The organism is Pseudomonas sp. UW4 (genome assembly GCF_000316175.1).
Taxonomy (GTDB): domain Bacteria; phylum Pseudomonadota; class Gammaproteobacteria; order Pseudomonadales; family Pseudomonadaceae; genus Aquipseudomonas; species Aquipseudomonas laurylsulfatiphila.
This window is the reverse complement of sequence record NC_019670.1, coordinates 5069243-5088630: the sequence shown is the minus strand read 5'-3', so window position 1 is coordinate 5088630 and position 19388 is coordinate 5069243. Positions and strand designations below refer to the sequence as shown.

Annotated in this window: 18 protein-coding genes; 14 read left to right on the top strand and 4 right to left on the bottom strand. The window is 59.9% G+C overall.

The window, feature by feature from the left end; translation table 11 throughout:
- The first annotated feature begins 71 nt into the window (after positions 1–71).
- The 11 genes from ffh to PPUTUW4_RS22435 all read left to right on the top strand — a co-directional run bounded on the left by ffh (position 72) and on the right by PPUTUW4_RS22435 (position 10519).
- Positions 72–1448, top strand: a complete 1377-nt coding sequence (gene ffh / locus PPUTUW4_RS22485) for a signal recognition particle protein (protein WP_015096705.1) — start codon at positions 72–74, stop codon at positions 1446–1448.
- A gap of 408 nt (positions 1449–1856) precedes the next feature.
- Positions 1857–2108 (top strand): 30S ribosomal protein S16, encoded by a 252-nt coding sequence (gene rpsP / locus PPUTUW4_RS22480; RefSeq protein WP_007972721.1) that lies wholly within the window; start codon positions 1857–1859, stop codon positions 2106–2108.
- A 5-nt stretch (positions 2109–2113) separates the two neighbouring features.
- A complete protein-coding gene (gene rimM, locus PPUTUW4_RS22475) occupies positions 2114–2650 on the top strand; it encodes a ribosome maturation factor RimM (protein ID WP_007972729.1) in 537 nt (178 codons plus the stop codon).
- 2 nt (positions 2651–2652) lie between these two features.
- A complete protein-coding gene (gene trmD, locus PPUTUW4_RS22470; RefSeq protein ID WP_007897583.1) occupies positions 2653–3405 on the top strand; it encodes a tRNA (guanosine(37)-N1)-methyltransferase TrmD in 753 nt (250 codons plus the stop codon).
- Positions 3406–3450: 45 nt separating this feature from the next.
- Entirely contained in the window at positions 3451–3801 is a 351-nt protein-coding gene (gene rplS / locus PPUTUW4_RS22465; protein WP_003175895.1) for a 50S ribosomal protein L19, read from the top strand.
- Positions 3802–3899: 98 nt separating this feature from the next.
- Complete coding sequence (gene xerD / locus PPUTUW4_RS22460) at positions 3900–4796, top strand: site-specific tyrosine recombinase XerD (protein WP_015096704.1); 897 nt, start codon at positions 3900–3902, stop codon at positions 4794–4796.
- Positions 4797–4949: 153 nt separating this feature from the next.
- Positions 4950–5681 (top strand): bifunctional protein-disulfide isomerase/oxidoreductase DsbC, encoded by a 732-nt coding sequence (gene dsbC, locus PPUTUW4_RS22455; RefSeq protein WP_015096703.1) that lies wholly within the window; start codon positions 4950–4952, stop codon positions 5679–5681.
- A 133-nt stretch (positions 5682–5814) separates the two neighbouring features.
- Positions 5815–7119 carry a homoserine dehydrogenase gene (locus PPUTUW4_RS22450; RefSeq protein WP_008053502.1) on the top strand — a complete coding sequence of 435 codons (1305 nt, stop codon included), beginning with the start codon at positions 5815–5817 and terminating at the stop codon, positions 7117–7119.
- A 66-nt stretch (positions 7120–7185) separates the two neighbouring features.
- Positions 7186–8595: a threonine synthase gene (gene thrC / locus PPUTUW4_RS22445; protein ID WP_015096702.1), complete on the top strand. Its 1410-nt coding sequence runs from the start codon at positions 7186–7188 to the stop codon at positions 8593–8595.
- A gap of 119 nt (positions 8596–8714) precedes the next feature.
- A complete protein-coding gene (locus tag PPUTUW4_RS22440; RefSeq protein WP_015096701.1) occupies positions 8715–10070 on the top strand; it encodes a transporter substrate-binding domain-containing protein in 1356 nt (451 codons plus the stop codon).
- A gap of 161 nt (positions 10071–10231) precedes the next feature.
- Complete coding sequence (locus PPUTUW4_RS22435) at positions 10232–10519, top strand: DUF3509 domain-containing protein (protein ID WP_015096700.1); 288 nt, start codon at positions 10232–10234, stop codon at positions 10517–10519.
- A 170-nt stretch (positions 10520–10689) separates the two neighbouring features.
- Here the strand turns inward: PPUTUW4_RS22435 and PPUTUW4_RS22430 are convergent, their stop codons facing one another.
- The gene (locus PPUTUW4_RS22430; protein ID WP_041474950.1) at positions 10690–11658 is read right to left on the bottom strand and encodes a TIGR02285 family protein; all 969 of its coding nucleotides are present in this window, start codon (positions 11656–11658) and stop codon (positions 10690–10692) included.
- Positions 11612–12811, bottom strand: a complete 1200-nt coding sequence (locus PPUTUW4_RS22425) for a CaiB/BaiF CoA-transferase family protein (RefSeq protein WP_015096698.1) — start codon at positions 12809–12811, stop codon at positions 11612–11614. Before PPUTUW4_RS22425 ends, PPUTUW4_RS22430 begins: the two co-directional genes overlap by 47 nt.
- A gap of 147 nt (positions 12812–12958) precedes the next feature.
- Between PPUTUW4_RS22425 and PPUTUW4_RS22420 the strand changes: the two genes are divergently transcribed.
- The 3 genes from PPUTUW4_RS22420 to PPUTUW4_RS22410 all read left to right on the top strand — a co-directional run bounded on the left by PPUTUW4_RS22420 (position 12959) and on the right by PPUTUW4_RS22410 (position 16664).
- Complete coding sequence (locus tag PPUTUW4_RS22420) at positions 12959–13501, top strand: YaeQ family protein (protein WP_007971297.1); 543 nt, start codon at positions 12959–12961, stop codon at positions 13499–13501.
- 66 nt (positions 13502–13567) lie between these two features.
- Positions 13568–15277, top strand: a complete 1710-nt coding sequence (gene recJ / locus PPUTUW4_RS22415) for a single-stranded-DNA-specific exonuclease RecJ (protein ID WP_015096697.1) — start codon at positions 13568–13570, stop codon at positions 15275–15277.
- 280 nt (positions 15278–15557) lie between these two features.
- On the top strand, positions 15558–16664 hold the full coding sequence (locus PPUTUW4_RS22410; RefSeq protein WP_015096696.1) for an NADH:flavin oxidoreductase/NADH oxidase: 1107 nt from the start codon (positions 15558–15560) through the stop codon (positions 16662–16664).
- A 67-nt stretch (positions 16665–16731) separates the two neighbouring features.
- Here PPUTUW4_RS22410 and glpD read toward each other — a convergent pair whose 3' ends face one another.
- Complete coding sequence (gene glpD / locus PPUTUW4_RS22405; RefSeq protein WP_015096695.1) at positions 16732–18270, bottom strand: glycerol-3-phosphate dehydrogenase; 1539 nt, start codon at positions 18268–18270, stop codon at positions 16732–16734.
- A gap of 292 nt (positions 18271–18562) precedes the next feature.
- Entirely contained in the window at positions 18563–19318 is a 756-nt protein-coding gene (locus PPUTUW4_RS22400) for a DeoR/GlpR family transcriptional regulator (protein ID WP_007971301.1), read from the bottom strand.
- Between the last annotated feature and the right edge of the window lie 70 nt (positions 19319–19388).

The following is a 19388-nucleotide window of genomic DNA, read 5'->3' as shown; positions in this document are numbered from 1 at the left end:
GCCGAGCACACGTTTAGTCCGGTCCGGGCCGCCATTATCCCGGTCTACACAGGGCCTGAAAGGATCGCGCAATGTTTGAAAACTTAACCGACCGTCTCTCGCAGACGCTGCGCCATGTCACCGGCAAGGCCAAGCTGACTGAAGACAACATCAAAGACACCCTGCGTGAAGTGCGCATGGCGTTGCTCGAAGCCGACGTCGCCCTGCCGGTGGTCAAGGACTTCGTCAATTCGGTCAAGGAACGCGCCGTAGGCACCGAGGTGTCGCGCAGCCTGACGCCGGGCCAGGCCTTCGTGAAGATCGTCCAGGCCGAACTCGAAAGCCTGATGGGCGCGGCCAACGAAGACTTGAACCTGAGCGCAGTGCCGCCAGCGGTCATCCTCATGGCCGGTTTGCAGGGCGCCGGTAAGACCACCACCGCCGGCAAGCTCGCGCGCTTCCTTAAAGAGCGCAAGAAGAAGTCGGTCATGGTCGTGTCCGCCGACGTTTACCGTCCGGCGGCGATCAAGCAGCTGGAAACCCTGGCCAACGACATCGGCGTGACGTTCTTCCCGTCGGATCTGAGCCAGAAGCCGGTCGACATCGCCAATGCGGCTATTAAGGAAGCAAAACTCAAATTCATCGACGTGGTCATCGTCGATACCGCCGGTCGTCTGCACATCGATGAAGAGATGATGGGCGAGATCAAGGCGCTGCATGCCGCGATCAACCCGATCGAAACCCTGTTCGTGGTCGATGCCATGACCGGCCAGGACGCCGCCAACACGGCCAAGGCCTTCGGCGATGCATTGCCGCTGACCGGCGTGATCCTGACCAAGGTCGACGGCGACGCCCGTGGTGGTGCCGCGCTGTCGGTGCGCGCCATCACCGGCAAGCCGATCAAGTTCATCGGTATGGGCGAGAAGAGCGAAGCGCTCGATCCGTTCCACCCTGAGCGTATCGCCTCGCGCATCCTCGGCATGGGCGACGTGCTCAGCCTGATCGAGCAGGCGGAAGCGACCCTCGACAAGGACAAGGCCGACAAGCTTGCTAAAAAGCTGAAGAAGGGCAAGGGCTTCGACCTCGAAGACTTCCGCGATCAGCTGCAACAGATGAAGAACATGGGCGGCCTCGGCGGGCTCATGGACAAGCTGCCGAACATGGGTGGCGTGAACCTGGCGCAAATGGGCAACGCCCAGGGTGCGGCAGAGAAGCAATTCAAGCAGATGGAAGCCATCATCAACTCCATGACCCCGGCCGAACGCCGCGATCCCGAGATGATCAGCGGTTCGCGCAAACGCCGGATCGCCATGGGTTCCGGTACCCAGGTGCAGGACATCGGCCGCTTGATCAAGCAGCACAAGCAGATGCAGAAGATGATGAAGAAGTTCTCCGCAAAAGGCGGAATGGCCAAGATGATGCGCGGCATGGGCGGTATGTTACCCGGCGGCGGCATGCCCAAAATATAGTGTCCTTTCACGCCAATACTGCTCACTTTTGGCGGCGTCTGGTGCCCTCATGCGGCGTTGCCGCTCCTCGCCATAGCGGGCTATGACTCGTCGCGGCGCCTTGCCTGAGGGCACCAGTCACTCGCCAAAATGTGAGCGTATTGGCGAGAAAGGACACACGAATCCGCGCCGGCCATCAGGTCGGCGCAGCCCCACACGGACGTGGGATACACAGCAAACCCGCACTTGGCGGGAGCTGACCGGCCGTTTTCAACGACGGCTCTATAGCAAATCTGCATGGCGGCCGATAGACCGCCGGAAAAAGTCATTTGCAAAAGTCCGGATATTCCTTAGAATATGCGGCCTTTCGGGCACCCATGCCCGCTGTGCCTTTAGATTTGCAGCACCGACTACAGGAACGATGTTCACATGCTAACAATCCGTCTTGCCCTTGGCGGCTCCAAAAAGCGCCCGTTTTACCACTTGACCGTAACCGACAGCCGCAACCCGCGCGACGGTTCGCACAAGGAACAGGTTGGCTACTTCAACCCTGTTGCCCGTGGTCAGGAAGTTCGTCTGTCCGTGAACCAAGAGCGCGTAGCCTACTGGCTGAGCGTTGGTGCACAACCTTCTGAGCGCGTTGCTCAGTTGTTGAAGGAATCTGCTAAGGCTGCGGCCTGAGCAATATGAACGCGACGCCAGCTGTTGCTGATGATTTGATCGTTATCGGCAAGATTTATTCTGTTCACGGCGTTCGCGGCGAAGTGAAGGTGTACTCCTTTACTGATCCGATTAAGAACCTGCTGGATTACAAAACCTGGACGCTCAAGCGTGACGGCAATGTAAAGCAGGTAGAGCTGGTCAGCGGACGCGGGAATGACAAGTTCCTGGTCGCAAAGCTCAAGGGTCTCGATGATCGCGAAGAAGCTCGTCTTCTGGCCGGTTATGAGATCTGCGTGCCGCGCAACCTGTTCCCTGAACTGACCGACGGCGAGTACTACTGGTACCAGCTGGAAGGTCTCAAGGTCATCGACACCCTCGGGCAACTGTTCGGGAAGATCGATCACCTGCTGGAGACCGGCTCGAACGATGTCATGGTGGTCAAGCCTTGCGCTGGCAGCCTGGATGATCGCGAACGCCTGTTGCCCTATACCGAGCAATGCGTGTTGGCTGTCGACCTGGCGGCAGGCGAGATGAAGGTGGATTGGGACGCGGATTTCTAAGCGTGGCTAACTTGCGCGTAGAAGTGATCAGTCTGTTTCCCGAGATGTTCTCTGCCATCAGCGAGTACGGCATCACCAGTCGTGCGGTGAAACAGGGGCTCTTGCAGCTCACCTGTTGGAATCCGCGAGACTACACGACGGATCGACATCACACTGTGGACGATCGCCCGTTTGGCGGTGGTCCGGGCATGGTGATGAAGATCAAGCCCCTGGAAGATGCTCTGGTTCAGGCCAAGGCAGCAGCCGGGGAGGCGGCGAAGGTAATTTACCTGTCGCCCCAAGGCCGCCAGCTGACTCAGTCGGCGGTACGCGAGTTGGCGAATCTGGATGCATTGATCCTGATTGCCGGCCGCTATGAAGGCATTGACGAGCGTTTTATTGATGCTCATGTCGATGAAGAGTGGTCGATTGGCGACTATGTACTGTCTGGCGGCGAGCTGCCGGCGATGGTCCTGATCGATGCGGTTACACGACTGCTGCCTGGAGCTTTAGGGCATGCGGACTCCGCCGAGGAAGATTCCTTTACGGATGGTTTGCTGGATTGCCCGCACTACACCCGACCGGAGGTGTATGCGGATCAGCGTGTTCCCGACGTATTGCTAAGTGGCAATCACGCGCACATCCGGCGTTGGCGTTTACAGCAGTCCCTTGGTCGGACCTTTGAACGACGCGCCGATCTTCTGGAAAGCCGCTCGCTTTCTGGAGAAGAGAAGAAGCTGCTCGAGGAATACATCCGCGAGCGGGACGATAGTTAACAACGTATCGATGGTAGATCCGACGATTTACCTTAGGAGCACAGCATGACTAACAAAATCATCCTTGCACTCGAAGCAGAGCAGATGACCAAAGAGATCCCTACCTTTGCCCCGGGCGACACAATTGTCGTTCAGGTGAAAGTGAAGGAAGGCGACCGTTCGCGTCTGCAAGCGTTCGAAGGTGTTGTTATCGCCAAGCGTAACCGCGGCGTAAACAGTGCATTCACCGTTCGTAAAATCTCCAACGGTGTTGGCGTAGAGCGTACTTTCCAGACCTACTCCCCGCAAATCGACAGCATGGCTGTCAAGCGTCGCGGTGACGTACGTAAAGCCAAGCTGTACTACCTGCGCGACCTGTCGGGTAAAGCAGCTCGCATCAAGGAAAAACTGGCTTAAGTCCAGCTTCCGATGCAAAAAAAGCAGCCTGCGGGCTGCTTTTTTGTTGTCTGCGATTTATCTTCGTTGACCGTGTTGCCGGTTTTGCCTGAGCCTTTATGCCTGCCATTGATCATCCCCTGATAGACCAGTTCCTCGACGCCCTCTGGCTGGAGAAAGGCCTTTCCGACAACACCCGCGATGCCTATCGCAGTGACCTGGCTCTGTTCAATGGCTGGCTGCAGGAAAAAGGCCTGGAGCCGATCAACGCCGGACGCGAATTGATCCTCGATCACCTGGCCTGGCGCCTGGAGCAAAACTATAAGCCTCGTTCAACGGCAAGGTTTCTCTCTGGCGTGCGTGGCTTCTATCGCTATCTGCTGCGGGAAAAGCTGATCGTCGTCGATCCGACCCTGCGCATCGATATGCCGCAACTGGGTAGGCCATTGCCCAAATCCTTGTCGGAAGCAGACGTAGACGCGCTGTTGGCTGCACCGGACCTCAGCGAAGCCATCGGCCAGCGTGACCGGGCGATGCTCGAAGTGCTTTATGCCTGTGGTCTGCGGGTGACGGAGCTGATCAGCCTGACCCTGGAGCAGGTCAACCTGCGCCAGGGGGTGCTGCGCGTGATGGGCAAGGGCAGCAAGGAGCGGTTGGTGCCGATGGGCGAGGAGGCGATTGTCTGGATCGAGCGCTACATGCGTGATGCCCGCAGCGAACTGCTTGGCGGACGTCCCAGCGATGTGCTGTTTCCCAGCCAGCGTGGCGAGCAGATGACGCGGCAAACTTTCTGGCATCGGATCAAGCACCAGGCCAAGGTCGCCGGGATTGGCAAGTCGCTGTCGCCGCACACGCTGCGCCATGCCTTTGCTACGCACCTGCTCAACCACGGCGCAGACCTGCGGGTGGTGCAGATGCTCCTTGGCCACAGCGATCTGTCGACCACCCAGATTTACACGCACGTCGCCAGGGCGCGGTTGCAGGATCTGCATGCCAAACACCATCCACGGGGGTGATTCAGTGCTTCAAGCCTGTGGCGATCCGACAAGCCCCCTCGCCACAGGAATCTTATGTGATAGGCTTGACCGGTTTGCACGATGGGCGGTTATGACCCGGTGTTTCGGCACGGGCGTTCTGATCGTCCCATATGTTCGCCTTCAGGAGTTCTCATGCGTCTGACCCAGATTTTCGCCGCCGCAGCCATTGCGTTGGTCAGCACCTTTGCCGTCGCCGATGACGCGGCCGACAAAGCCATTCGTAAAAGCCTGGAAAACCTCCAGCTCGAAGTGCCGGTAGAGACTATCACCGCCAGCCCGATGCCCGGTCTGTACGAAGTCAAGCTCAAGGGCAGCCGTGTGCTGTACGCCAGCGCCGACGGCCAGTACGTGGTGCAGGGCTACCTGTTTGATCTCAAGGACGGCAAGCCGGTCAACCTGACCGAGAAGACCGAGCGCCTGGGCATCTCCAAGCTGATCAACGATATTCCGGTTGCAGAAACCGTGGTGTACCCGGCCATTGGCGAAACCAAGTCGCACATCACCGTATTCACCGATACAACCTGCCCGTACTGCCACAAACTCCACGCCGAAGTGCCGGAGCTGAACAAGCGCGGCATCGAAGTGCGTTATGTCGCATTCCCTCGCCAGGGCCTGGGCTCGCCGGGTGACGAGCAACTGCAAGCCGTGTGGTGCTCGAAAGACAAGAAAGCGGCCATGGACAAAATGGTCGACGGCAAGGAAATCAAGGCCGCCAAGTGCGATAACCCGGTTTCCAAACAGTACGCACTCGGCCAGTCGATCGGCGTGAACGGCACACCGGCCATCGTTTTGGCCGACGGACAGGTCATTCCGGGCTACCAGCCTGCGCCACAAGTCGCCAAACTGGCGCTGGGCGCGAAGTAAATTCGCATCGTCACGGGCAGCCATTGACGATCATGGTCCGGCAGCGACATCGCCGGGCCATTAATAGAGAGCCGCGAGCATGCGGCTGTTTTCACGGCCGGCCTTGAGTCGGCCGTTTTATGGGGAGTTCACAGTGAAACCGGTCAAAGTAGGCATCTGTGGGTTAGGGACCGTCGGTGGCGGTACCTTCAACGTACTTCAGCGCAACGCCGAGGAAATTGCTCGTCGTGCCGGGCGTGGGATCGAAGTGGCACAAATTGCCATTCGCACGCCAAAGCCTCAGTTCCAAACGACCGGTATTGCGATTACCAACGATGTCTTCGAAGTGGCCACGAACCCTGAGATCGACATCGTTATAGAGCTGATGGGCGGCTACACCGTTGCCCGCGAGCTGGTACTCAAGGCCATCGAGAATGGCAAGCATGTGGTCACCGCGAACAAGGCGCTTATTGCTGTTCACGGTAATGAAATTTTCGCCAAGGCACGCGAGAAAGGCGTGATCGTTGCGTTCGAAGCGGCGGTGGCTGGTGGCATCCCGGTGATCAAGGCGATCCGCGAAGGCCTGTCCGCCAACCGTATCAACTGGGTGGCCGGCATCATCAATGGCACCGGCAACTTCATCCTGACGGAAATGCGCGAGAAGGGTCGCACCTTCGAGGACGTATTGGCCGAAGCCCAGGCTCTGGGTTACGCCGAAGCCGATCCGACCTTCGACGTTGAGGGGATCGACGCTGCTCACAAGCTGACGATCCTGGCCTCCATCGCGTTCGGCATCCCGCTGCAATTCGACAAGGCCTACACCGAAGGCATCACCAAGCTGACCACCGCTGACGTGAACTACGCCGAAGCGCTGGGTTACCGCATCAAGCACCTGGGCGTGGCGCGCAGCACCGCGGCCGGTATCGAACTGCGCGTGCACCCGACGCTGATTCCGGCCGATCGCCTGATCGCCAACGTCAACGGCGTGATGAACGCGGTGATGGTTAACGGCGATGCTGCCGGTTCGACCCTGTTCTACGGCGCTGGCGCCGGTATGGAGCCGACCGCTTCGTCGGTGATCGCCGACCTGGTGGACGTGGTTCGCGCCATGACGTCCGATCCGGAGAACCGCGTGCCGCACCTGGCGTTCCAGCCGGATTCGCTGTCGGCTCACCCGATCCTGCCGATCGAAGCCTGTGAAAGCGCCTATTACCTGCGCATTCAGGCCAAGGATCATCCGGGCGTATTGGCTCAGGTCGCGAGCATCCTGTCGGAGCGCGGCATCAATATCGAGTCGATCATGCAGAAGGAAGCCGAGGAGCACGACGGCCTGGTGCCGATGATCCTGCTGACCCACCGCGTGCTGGAACAGCACATCAACGATGCCATCGCTGCTTTGGAAGCCTTGGCGGGTGTGGTCGGTCCGGTTGTTCGGATCCGTGTCGAGCACCTGAACTAAGCCGATATCGTTGACCGGGCTCGCGTGCGGGTCCGGCACTACGAACACTGTCCATTGGAGTCAGTCATGCGTTACATCAGTACCCGCGGCCAGGCACCGGCCCTGAATTTCGAAGACGTCCTGCTGGCAGGCCTTGCCACCGACGGCGGTCTGTACGTCCCGGAAAACCTGCCACGCTTCACCCAGGAGGAAATCGCGTCCTGGGCCGGCCTGCCGTATCACGAGCTGGCCTTCCGCGTCATGCGCCCGTTTGTCACCGGCAGCATTCCGGACGCCGATTTCAAAAAGATCCTTGAAGAAACCTACGGCGTGTTCGCCCACAGCGCCGTCGCGCCACTGCGTCAGCTGAACGGTAACGAATGGGTGCTGGAGCTGTTCCACGGCCCGACCCTGGCGTTCAAGGACTTCGCCCTGCAACTGCTCGGTCGTTTGCTCGACTACGTGCTGGAAAAGCGCGGCGAGCGCGTGGTGATCGTCGGCGCTACCTCCGGTGACACCGGTTCGGCCGCCATCGAAGGCTGCAAGCACTGCGAAAACGTCGACATCTTCATCCTGCACCCGCACAACCGCGTGTCCGAGGTGCAACGTCGGCAGATGACCACCATCTTCGGTGAGAACATCCACAACATTGCCATCGAAGGCAACTTCGATGACTGCCAGGAAATGGTCAAGGCCAGCTTTGCCGACCAGGGCTTCCTCAAGGGCACTCGCCTGGTCGCCGTGAACTCGATCAACTGGGCGCGGATCATGGCCCAGATCGTTTACTACTTCCATGCGGCCCTGCAACTGGGCGGCCCGGCGCGCTCGGTGGCGTTCTCGGTGCCGACCGGCAACTTCGGCGACATCTTCGCCGGTTACCTGGCACGCAACATGGGCCTGCCGATCAACCAGTTGATCGTCGCCACCAACCGCAACGATATCCTGCACCGCTTCATGAGCGGTAACCAGTACGTCAAGGAAACCCTGCACGCCACGCTGTCGCCGTCCATGGACATCATGGTGTCGTCGAACTTCGAGCGCCTGCTGTTCGACCTGCATGGCCGCAACGGCGCGGCTATCGCCGGACTGATGGATTCATTCAAGCAGGGCGGTGGTTTCAGCGTCGAGCAAGAGCGCTGGACCGAAGCCCGCAAGTTGTTCGACTCGTTGGCCGTGGATGACGTGCAAACCTGCGAAACCATCGCCGAAGTCTACGAGCAGACCGGTGAGGTGCTGGACCCGCACACTGCCATCGGGGTGAAAGCTGCACGCGAATGTCGTCGTAGCCTGGACATTCCAATGGTGATCCTGGGTACCGCCCACCCGGTCAAATTCCCGGACGCCGTGGAAAAAGCCGGTGTAGGAAAAGCTCTCGAACTGCCTGTACATCTTTCTGATTTGTTTGAGCGAGACGAACGTTGCACCGTATTGCCAAATGACCTGAAGGCCGTGCAGGCCTTTGTCAGCCAGCATGGCAATCGTGGCAAGCCGCTGTAACCGGTCAGCGCTGTAACATTTTGAAGCCCGTCTCCTGACGGGCTTTTTCATTTCTGCATGCACACTTGTCGTGTTCTCGCCGCGAAGGGACAGGCGAGTGGATCACCAAGGACATGGGAATGCGGTTTACAAGTGTGTTCAAGTCAGTCGCGCGCTGGCTGGTTTTATTCGGCATCCTGGGAGTCGCCGAATGGGGAGGGGCAAGCCCTGCATCGATTCAGGAGCGTGGGAAGACTGTTGCACGTTCAGCGGTCGTGCTGGATGACCAGGAGCTGCAGTGGATAGCCAGCCATCCACGGGTCGTGGTCACGGCACTGGAATACCCGTTGTACCTCTTCAAGGATGAGCATGGTCAATGGACGGGCCTGAACAGTGACATGCTCAAGCGCATCAGTGACATGACGGGGTTGCAGTTTGTTTACGAAGAGTCTTTTTCCGTTGATCAGATGCTGGCTCGTCTGGAAAGCGGCGCGGCGGATTTGAGCACCATGCTGTCAATGAATGACGAACGCCGGGCGTTTCTCGATTTCAGCCATGCATACGGTGGTGCAGGATGGGTCTTTGTCGGGTTGGCCGGGGCACCGCCGGTGCAGTCGCTGGAGGATCTGGCGAAGCGGGTGCTGGTGCTGCCGACCCGGCATGCACTGGAAGCGATGATCCGTCGCGATTTTCCGTCCATCGAATTGCGTTCGGTCAAGACCTACGCCGAAGCCCGTGCCTGGGTTGAAAGCGGAGAAGCCTATGCCACCATCGAGAGCGAAATCGGCGCCCAGCTTTTTCCGTCGGGCCGGCTGCAGATCGGATCTGTGGTGCCGTACAAATGGGATGCGGATTATCTGGCGGTGCGCAAGGGGCAGCCGCAGTTGCTGAGCATCCTCAACAAGGCGCTCGAGGCCTTTCCTGCTCAGGAGCTGCACGATCTTCGCCGCAAGTGGTTCGGTGGCGCTACCACGGCACAGGCGCCTGGCCTCTGGCAGCGGCTTGACCAGTGGGTCTGCTGGGGCATGTTTGTGCTCAGCCTGTTCGGCCTGTTGTCCCTGCTCTGGAACCGGCGGTTGGCGGTGGTCGTCAGGCAGCGGGTCGAGGCCCAAAGGAACCTGCACGATCAGCTCACATTCCAGCATGCCCTGATGGATGCCATGCCTGACCCGATGTTTGTCCGTGATCTGCAAGGGCGTTTGATCATGTGCAACAAAAGTTATGAGGACGCCTTGTCGACACGTTTTGACCGAATGCAGGGACGGCAGTTGATCGAGGTCGATGTCATGCCCAGACAAACCGCGGAACTGCTGCATGCCGAGTTCATGGCGCAGTTGAGTACGCGCAGGGCACGTTTCTTCGAACGTCAATTGCTGTTCAAGGAGGGTGTCAGGGATATCTACCAGTGGACAGTGCCGTTTTACACGGCGGATGGCCAGATGAAAGGCTTGTTGGGAGGCTGGGCCGACATCGCCCGGCGCACCCGACAAACGTGACGGCCGGGTTTTTTCTCTGTCATGTTCGCCGTGCATGCTCTCTTGACTGCACGGCAGGTTCGCCTGCGGTCAGTCTCCAGAACTTTCTTCTCGGGCAAGTGGTCATCTGTTGCAGGCATGCCCCAGGCACGTTGTTTTCGGACTATTGAGTGGTGATCGGGATGGAAAGTATCAGTCTGTTGCTCGGTGAAGCGCTGAGCCCGTATCAGGTGACATTGACCCCGTCAGGCATTCATGGCGAATGTCGGGTGACCCTGAAAAATGCTATCGGCGCGACCGTGGTCGAGCGCGAGTTCAATCAGGCCCAGTTGAATGACAAGCGCCTGCTGACGGATGTGGTTGACGGTTTGCATCGCGACGTGCTGATCGCTGAAGGACGCCTTGAGCCTTGTGTCATCGCGGCATTGCGTAATGCTGCCCGGGACAGGCTTCTGGCCAGCCGCAATTGAACGGATTTTTGTGGGAACCTTCCCGCGCCCAGGTCAGTCAGATTTCGTAACAGCAGGATCAAGCATTGTGCTCCGGTGCTTGTAGCTTGCTGCTACTGGTCTTCAAGCAGGCCACGTTTAACCCCGAGTCGTTTCCCCACTTCTCGGGGTTTCTTTTTGCCCGGGATTGATCATGGCTGCGTCAGATTGTCGAAAAACGCCTTGCTGTCTTTCAGGTACTCGCTGCGGCTTTGCGGATCCAGCCAGGCGGCATAAGCCTCGTCCAGGCGCTCGCGGGGCAGGGTACGCAGCACCTGATTGATTTCGGCAATGGCCTGTCGGCCCTTTGGCGTGTCGGTGCAACCGATGTAGCCGGACAGGTATTTGCCCGTGCCACGGATTGGATAGAACTGCAATTCTTCCTCGGCGATGCCTTGCAGCGAAGCCTGGTAGCGGATTTCCGGGCGATAGCCCAACAGCAGGCGCAAACGCCCAAGGCGCTGCATTTGCAGGAGGCTGCCCAAGGCGTCGTCGCCGTAATGAGGTGTCAGCACGTCGGCGGGTGCTTGCTTGAGCAGCCCGTCGAGGTACTCGCCGTAATTGCGCTCGGCGATGATCCCCAGTTTTTCGTTGCCGCTGGCGAGCAACTTTGCGAGGTCCACTTCGCCATCCTTGATAAATGGGGCCAGTACCTTCTGGTCAGCGCGCCGCACGGCCAGGCCATTGCTCATGGCACGGAAGACCGGGATGGAAAAGGCGATCCACTGTTCCCGTTCCTTGCTCCAGTTCAGCGCCGCGTCGCAGACGAGGGACGGTTCGTGAAGCATTTGCAGGCCACGCGCGCGATTGACCCTCATCACGCTGTGCTGGTACTGCGGCATGCCGGCAATCAATAGGGGAAGCAGTTGATCGATAACGCCCAGGCCCTTTTTCGGTCCGTCGAAGATCGTCAGTGGCGGCAGGTCGCGTTTTAGCCAGATCAGGTTTTCCCTGGATTGCGCCAGGGCTGACGGGACCGGTTCAATGAGCAGGAGCAAGGTCGCCAGCACGCAAAGCAAGCAGCCGGCCCGAGACCGGCAGTACCGAATGACCCGTGCAGGCAGGCGCCTCAGCTCAGATGGCTCCGTCTTTGCGTAACTGTGCGATCTGCGTCGCGTCATAGCCAAGTTCCTGGAGTACCTGTGCGTTGTGCTCACCCAGTTGTGGCCCGACCCATTCACATTCACCGGGTGTCTCTGAGAGTTTCGGCACGATTCCCGGCATCTTGAAGTCTTTACCGTCCGGCAGTTTGGCCTGCAGGAACATTTCACGGGCCAGGTACTGAGGGTCATTGAACATGTCTTCGGCGCTGAAGATCCGGCTGGCCGGCACGTCGGCCTGATTGAGCAGCGACAGCACCCTGTCCAGCGGCAGTGAATTGACCCAGCGATCGATGACGCCATAGATCTCGTCGCGCCGCGCATCGCGGCCATCGTTGCTGGCAAGCAGAGGGTCGTTGGCGAGGTCTTCCCGGCCGATGATCAGCATGAAACGTTTGAAAATTGCGTCGCCATTGGCACCGATCTGCACGTGCTTGCCGTCGGCACTGGTGTGGATCGAGGACGGGGTGATGCCCGGCATGATATTGCCCGTGCGTTCGCGGATGAAGCCGAACACGTCGAATTCCGGGACCATGCTTTCCATCATGGCGAAAATGGCTTCATACAGCGCCACGTCCACCACTTGCCCCTGGCCGCCATTGACCTCGCGATGACGCAGGGCCATCAGCGCGCCGATCACGCCCCAGAGCGCGGCAATCGAGTCACCGATGGAAATGCCGGTGCGCACCGGTGGCCGGTCTTCGAAGCCGGTAATGTAGCGCAGGCCGCCCATGGACTCACCGACCGCGCCAAAGCCGGGCTGATCTTTCATCGGGCCGGTCTGGCCGAAACCCGACAGCCGCACCATGACCAGTTTCGGGTTCAAGGCGTGCAGGACGTCCCAGCCCAGGCCGAGTTTTTCCAGGACGCCGGGACGAAAGTTCTCGATCAGAATGTCGGCTTCACCGAGCAACTGTTTCAGGATTGCCTGACCGTCGGGGTGCTTGAGATTGAGGGTCAGGGACTTTTTGTTGCGCGCCTGGACGAACCACCACAACGAAGTGCCTTCATACAACTTGCGCCATTTGCGCAATGGATCACCGCCGTCCGGGGATTCGATCTTGATCACATCGGCACCGAACTCAGCGCAAATGCGCGAAGCAAACGGGCCGGCGATCAAGGTACCCAATTCGATGACTTTCAGACCGGAAAGCGGTTTGGCGGTGAACGGCATGCGGGATCCTGCTGGGCAAGGGATGGGCGAGTACAGTGTTTTAACATAGCCGACTGTCAGGCGCTTCAGGTTGATCACCTTCGATTCGTGGATTGCCCGCCGCATCGGTTAGACTTGCCGCCTTTCCTCGTATCAAGAAGCCCGTTCATGGCCCAGCCGTCCACGACCTACAAGTTTGAACTGAACCTCACCGACCTCGACCGCAGCGTCTATGAGAGCGTGAAGCAGACCATCGCCCGTCACCCTTCGGAAACCGAGGAGCGCATGACCGTGCGCCTGCTGGCCTACGCCCTCTGGTACAACGAACAGCTGTCGTTCGGCCGTGGTCTGTCGGAAGTGGATGAACCTGCCTTGTGGGAAAAAAGCCTGGATGACCGCGTCCTGCACTGGATCGAAGTCGGCCAGCCGGATGCCGAGCGCCTGACCTGGTGCTCGCGCCGCACCGAGCGCACCAGCCTGCTGGCCTACGGCAGCCTGCGCGTTTGGGAAGGCAAAGTGGTGCCCGCGGTGAAAAACCTGAAAAACGTCAACATCGCTGCCGTGCCTCAGGAAGTCCTGGAGACCCTGGCCAAAGACATGCCACGCGTCATCAAGTGGGACGTGATGATCAGCGAAGGGACGATCTTCGTCACCGACGACCGTGGTCAGCACGAAGTTCAGTTGCAGTGGCTGGCCGGTGAGCGCGGCTGATTTTTCGCCGCTTTACCGCGTCACCCGGTTTTATCCTACGTATTGAAGAGAAGCATCTTTCACCCCATGCGCATTGAACCTCGCCTGCTGCCCGACACCCTGCCATTCCTCGGTGATATTCCGCCACTGCTGACCCGCCTGTATGCGGCGCGAGGTGTGCAATCCGAGGCGGAACTGGACAAGAGCCTGGCGCGACTGATTCCGTTCCAGCAGCTCAAGGGCATTGATGCCGCCGTGGATTTATTGGTGACGGCGCTCGAACAGCGCCAGCGCATCCTGATCGTCGGCGACTTCGATGCCGACGGCGCGACGGCCAGTACCGTGGGCACCCTGGGTTTGCGCCTGTTGGGTGCGGCACATGTCGATTATCTGGTGCCGAACCGTTTCGACTACGGCTACGGCCTGACCCCGGAGATTGTCGCGGTCGCGCTGGAGCGCCAGCCGCATTTGCTGATTACCGTGGATAACGGCATCTCCAGCGTCGAAGGCGTGGCTGCGGCGAAAAAGGCCGGGCTCAAGGTGCTCGTCACCGACCACCACTTGCCCGGTGAGGAGCTGCCGTTGGCCGATGCCATCGTCAATCCGAACCAGCCAGGTTGCGAGTTTCCGAGCAAGGCCCTGGCCGGCGTCGGGGTGATTTTCTATGTGTTGATGGCCCTGCGTGCGCGTTTGCGCGAGCTCGGCTGGTACGCCAGCAAGCCGCAGCCGAATATCGGCGAATTGCTCGATCTGGTGGCCTTGGGCAGCGTGGCCGACGTGGTGCCGCTGGATGCCAACAACCGGATTCTGGTGCATCAGGGCCTCGAGCGGATTCGTGCCGGACGTGCCCGGCCCGGGATCAAGGCGATCCTCGAGGTGGCCAAGCGTGACCATGCGCGCATCACCTCCACCGACCTGGGTTTTATCGTCGGCCCACGCCTGAACGCCGCAGGGCGCCTGGATGACATGAGCCTGGGCATCGAATGCCTGTTGACCGAAGACGCAGGTCTGGCCCGTGAGATGGCGGCTCAACTGGACGGCATGAACCAGGATCGCAAATCCATCGAGCAGGGCATGCAGCGCGAAGCGCTGGCCCAGCTCAAGGATCTGCCGGTGGAGTCGATGCCGTTCGGCTTGTGCCTGTTCGATCCCGAGTGGCATCAGGGCGTCATCGGTATCCTCGCATCACGGATGAAAGAGCGTTATTTCCGCCCGACCATCGCCTTTGCCGATGCCGGTGACGGCCTGCTCAAGGGGTCTGGGCGTTCGGTCCAGGGCTTTCACATCCGCGACGCCCTGAGTGTGGTGGCGGCGCAGCATCCGAATCTGATTACCAAGTATGGTGGCCACGCAATGGCGGCCGGCCTGACGTTGCCGGAAGCGAACTTCCCCCTGTTCGCCGAGGCCTTTGACGCTGAAGTGCGCCGGCAACTGCGCGAAGAGGATCTGACTGGCCGCTTGTTGTCGGACGGCACCCTGGCAGTGGAGGAGTTTCACCTGGAACTGGCTCGCGCCCTGCGGCATGCCGGCCCTTGGGGGCAGCACTTCCCGGAACCGTTGTTTCATGGGGTGTTCCAGTTGGTCGAGCAGCGCGTGGTGGGCGAACGGCATCTCAAAGTGGTGCTCAAAAGTGAATGTGGTTCGGTGAAGCTCGACGGTATTGCCTTCGGGATCGACCGCGACATCTGGCCGAATCCGACCATCAAGTGGGTGGAACTGGCCTACAAGCTCGACCTCAACGAGTTTCGTGGCAACGAAACGGTTCAACTGATGATTGCCCACATCGAACCGCGTTGACCCCACACCTGTAGGAGCGAGCTCGCTCGCGATGGACGTGAACGATGGCGCTGGGAACCTGATACCCCGCGTTGTCCTGTCGTCCATCGCGAGCGAGCTCGCTCCTACAAGGGGGCGACATCCGTCGATGTCGACTAGGCTCTAATCACTGCTTGATTTTGGTCTTGTGACGTCTCGTCGAATTTTTTGCCCGCGGGGGCGGGTGTTGTACCTTTTTCCTGTCACTCGTCGACTATTCAAACAGAACCTGGAGCCTGCCCACTGATTCGAGAGGTGCCCCATGAGTCTGCTGCTTGAACCCTTTACTCTTCGCCAATTGACCCTGCCCAACCGTATCGCGGTATCGCCGATGTGCCAGTATTCCAGTGCCGATGGCCTGGCCAATGACTGGCACCTGGTCCACCTCGGCAGCCGTGCTGTCGGCGGGGCCGGGCTGGTGTTTACCGAAGCCACGGCGGTCACCGCCGACGGGCGTATCACCGCTCAGGACCTCGGTCTGTGGAATGACGAGCAGATCGAACCCCTGCAACGCATCACCCGCTTCATCAACGCCCAGGGTGGCGTTGCCGGCATTCAACTGGCCCATGCCGGGCGCAAGGCCAGTACCTACCGGCCATGGCTTGGCAAGCACGGCAGCGTCAAACCCGACGAAGGCGGCTGGGTGCCGGTCGGACCTTCACCGATTGCATTCGATCCACAGCACACCCAACCCAGGCAACTGGATGACGGCGAGATCGCCAAGGTGATCCAGGCCTTTGTCGATGCGGCAAAGCGCTCTCTGACGGCCGGTTTCAAGGTGGTCGAAGTGCACGCCGCCCATGGCTACCTGCTGCATCAGTTCCTGTCGCCGTTGAGCAATCAGCGTCGCGATCAATATGGCGGTTCGTTCGAAAATCGCATTCGACTGGTGCTGCAGGTCACCGAAGCGGTGCGTGCGGTGTGGCCTGAGGAGTTGCCTGTGTTTGTCCGGGTGTCGGCCACCGACTGGGTCGAAGACGGCTGGAACCCCGATGAAACCGTGGAACTGGCGCGTCGCCTCAAAGCCTTGGGCGTGGACCTGATCGACGTCTCGTCGGGCGGAACGGCGGTGAATGCCGAAATTCCCACAGGCCCCGGTTACCAGACCCGTTTCGCCGAACGTGTGCGCAAGGAGTCGGGCATGGCCACCGGCACGGTCGGCATGATCACCGAGCCGGCCCAGGCCGAGCACATCCTGCGCACCTGCCAGGCGGACATCATCTTCCTGGCCCGTGAATTGTTGCGCGATCCGTACTGGGCGCTGCATGCCGATGATGACCTGGGCGGGCACAAGGCCGTGTGGCCGGCGCAGTATCAGCGGGCGACTCACCGTGAGCAGCCGATTCACGAATCGGATTTGCGCGACTGAAATCCATCGATACGAAAAAGCCCCTGAATCGCGAGATCCAGGGGCTTTTGTTTATGCCGGTGACCGATCAGGCCGCTTCGATCTTGCTGCGGTTCTGTTCGACCTGGTTCAGGTAGTTCTTGAGCTTGTCCTGCTCGGCCACTGTCGTGAACAAGCCGAGCTTGCTGCGACGCCAGAGGATGTCGTGGGCGCTGGTGGCCCATTCTTCGCTGCACAGGTAGTCGACTTCACGGGTGTAGAGACCGCCGCCGATATGCTCGCCCATGTCGCTGAGGTCCTGTACACCTTCGAGCATGCGCCAGGTGCGGCTGCCGTAGGTGGTGGCCCAGCGGCGCGCGATCTCGCTCGGTACCCAGTCGAACTTGTCGCGGATACGCGAGCTCAAGGCTTGCGGGGTGGTCATGTCTTCACCGCCCGGCAGCGCGGCGCCGGCGGTCCAGCTCGGTTTGATGTGCTTGAAGTACGGGGCCAGTTGCGCCAGCGCCGACTCGGCGAGCTTACGGTAAGTGGTGAGCTTGCCACCGAACACCGACAGCAACGGCGCTTCTTCGCCACTGCCCGACAGCGCCAGGGTGTAATCGCGGGTGACGGCCGACGGGTTGTCGGATTCGTCGTTGCACAGCGGGCGCACACCGGAATAGCTGTGCAGGATGTCGTCGCGGCTGATCTGCTTTTTGAAATGGGCGTTGACCACGTTCAACAAGTAATCGGTTTCGCCATCGGTGATTGCAACGGCAGCCGGGTCACCGGTGTACTCGCGGTCCGTAGTGCCGATCAGGGTGAAGTGGTTCAGGTACGGAATGGTGAACACGATGCGCTGATCTTCGTTTTGCAGGATGTGCGCGTGTTCGCCTTCATACAGCTTCGGCACGATCAGGTGGCTGCCCTGGATCAGGCGGATGCCGTAAGGCGATTCCATCTTCAAATCGTCGCGAATGAACCTGGCGACCCATGGCCCGGCCGCATTGACCAATGCCTTGGCGCGAATCGAAAACAGGCTGCCATCGCTGCGTTCCAGGTGCAGGTGCCACAGGCCCTTGGTGCGACGCGCGCTGACGCAGCGGGTTTGGGTGTGAACGTGGGCGCCTTGTTCCCGGGCGGCCATGGCGTTCAACACCACCAGGCGCGCGTCGTCGACCCAGCAATCGGAGTATTCGAAACCCTTGGTGATCTCGCTTTTCAGCGCGCTGTCGGGCCCGAACTTCAGGCTTTTCGAACCCTGGAGTTGTTCACGCTTGCCCAGGTTGTCATAGAGAAACAGCCCGGCGCGGATCATCCATGCCGGGCGCAGGTGCGGGCGGTGTGGCAACACGAAGCGCATTTGCTTGACGATGTGCGGTGCCTTGGCCAGCAGCACTTCACGCTCGGCCAGGGCTTCACGCACCAGGCGAAATTCGTAATGTTCGAGGTAGCGCAGGCCGCCGTGGATCAACTTGCTGCTGGCCGACGAAGTATGGCTGGCCAGGTCATCCTTTTCACAAAGGAACACCGAGAGACCGCGACCGGCGGCATCTGCTGCGATGCCCACGCCATTGATCCCGCCACCGATGACGGCGATATCGTAGACCTCGGCTAGAGGGGGCGTAGGCAAGGTGGAAGTGGGCATCGGCACGGCCTCGGAATTCTTGATGTTCTGTATTTGAATTCGAACATTAATGTTCATTTGCGAAAATACTAGCCCATAAAGACGCGCACAGCCAGTCAGCTTCGATTGAAAATACTCATCGAAGGGCCGTTAAAGGAAAATTTACGAACATTACGATGCGCGTTATGGCGCAAGAGGGATGCTGTATGTGCGATCGTCTTCGCGGGCAAGCCCGCTCCCACAAGGATCACACGGGCCTGTGGGAGCGGGCTTGCCCGCGATAGCGCCAGTGTAGGCACTGGAGATGGTGGGGTTAAACGACTTCCAGCCGAACCTTGTGCTGGTTCAACAGTTGCGCCAGCGCCGGGGAAGGCTGCTGATCGGTGACCAGGCAATCGACCAGGCTGATCGGTCCCAGGCGAATCATGGCGTTGCGCCCGAACTTGCTCGAGTCGGCTGCGAGTATCACTTGTCGGGCATTGGCGATGATCGCCTGGGATACCCGCACTTCCTGATAATCGAAGTCCAGCAGGCTGCCGTCCTCATCGATACCGCTGATGCCGACCAGGGCGAAATCGACCTTGAACTGGTTGATGAAGTCGACACTGGCCTGACCGACCACGCCGCCGTCGCGCCGCACGTTGCCACCGGTCAGCAGCACGTCGAAGTCGTCCTTGGCGCTGAGCATGGAGGCCACATGCAGGTTGTTGGTGATGATCTTCAGGTGACTGTGGTTGAGCAGCGCCCGGGCGATGGATTCGGTGGTGGTGCCGATGTTGATGAACAACGAGGCATGGTCGGGAATCTGCGCGGCAATGGCTTCGCCGATACGCTGTTTTTCATCGCGCATCTGATCGGCGCGCATGGCGTAGGCGGTATTTTCGACACTGGAGTCGTAGGCGGCGCCACCGTGGTAGCGACGCAACAGGTTGGCTTCCGCGAGCTGATTGATGTCGCGGCGGATGGTCTGCGGTGTAACGACGAACAAGGTGGCCATTTCCTCGATGCTGACATAGCCGCGTTCGCGAACCAGCTCGAGGATTTGCTGCTGACGGGGAGGCAGATTCATGGGGCGTCCTTTGGGCTGCCGTGCAAAATTTGCCCATGATGCCGCAGGAATCCGCTCCCGACCAGTTACA

Coding starts and splice junctions, on each gene's coding strand:
- rplS (WP_003175895.1), top strand. CDS start 3,451: ATGACTAACAAAATCATCCTTGCACTCGAAGCAGAGCAGATGACCAAA.
- thrC (WP_015096702.1), top strand. CDS start 7,186: ATGCGTTACATCAGTACCCGCGGCCAGGCACCGGCCCTGAATTTCGAA.
- PPUTUW4_RS22425 (WP_015096698.1), bottom strand. CDS start 12,811: ATGCCGTTCACCGCCAAACCGCTTTCCGGTCTGAAAGTCATCGAATTG.
- rimM (WP_007972729.1), top strand. CDS start 2,114: ATGAACGCGACGCCAGCTGTTGCTGATGATTTGATCGTTATCGGCAAG.
- rpsP (WP_007972721.1), top strand. CDS start 1,857: ATGCTAACAATCCGTCTTGCCCTTGGCGGCTCCAAAAAGCGCCCGTTT.
- xerD (WP_015096704.1), top strand. CDS start 3,900: ATGCCTGCCATTGATCATCCCCTGATAGACCAGTTCCTCGACGCCCTC.
- ffh (WP_015096705.1), top strand. CDS start 72: ATGTTTGAAAACTTAACCGACCGTCTCTCGCAGACGCTGCGCCATGTC.
- PPUTUW4_RS22420 (WP_007971297.1), top strand. CDS start 12,959: ATGGCCCAGCCGTCCACGACCTACAAGTTTGAACTGAACCTCACCGAC.
- dsbC (WP_015096703.1), top strand. CDS start 4,950: ATGCGTCTGACCCAGATTTTCGCCGCCGCAGCCATTGCGTTGGTCAGC.
- PPUTUW4_RS22400 (WP_007971301.1), bottom strand. CDS start 19,318: ATGAATCTGCCTCCCCGTCAGCAGCAAATCCTCGAGCTGGTTCGCGAA.
- glpD (WP_015096695.1), bottom strand. CDS start 18,270: ATGCCCACTTCCACCTTGCCTACGCCCCCTCTAGCCGAGGTCTACGAT.
- PPUTUW4_RS22430 (WP_041474950.1), bottom strand. CDS start 11,658: ATGACGCGACGCAGATCGCACAGTTACGCAAAGACGGAGCCATCTGAG.
- PPUTUW4_RS22440 (WP_015096701.1), top strand. CDS start 8,715: ATGCGGTTTACAAGTGTGTTCAAGTCAGTCGCGCGCTGGCTGGTTTTA.
- PPUTUW4_RS22410 (WP_015096696.1), top strand. CDS start 15,558: ATGAGTCTGCTGCTTGAACCCTTTACTCTTCGCCAATTGACCCTGCCC.
- PPUTUW4_RS22435 (WP_015096700.1), top strand. CDS start 10,232: ATGGAAAGTATCAGTCTGTTGCTCGGTGAAGCGCTGAGCCCGTATCAG.
- recJ (WP_015096697.1), top strand. CDS start 13,568: ATGCGCATTGAACCTCGCCTGCTGCCCGACACCCTGCCATTCCTCGGT.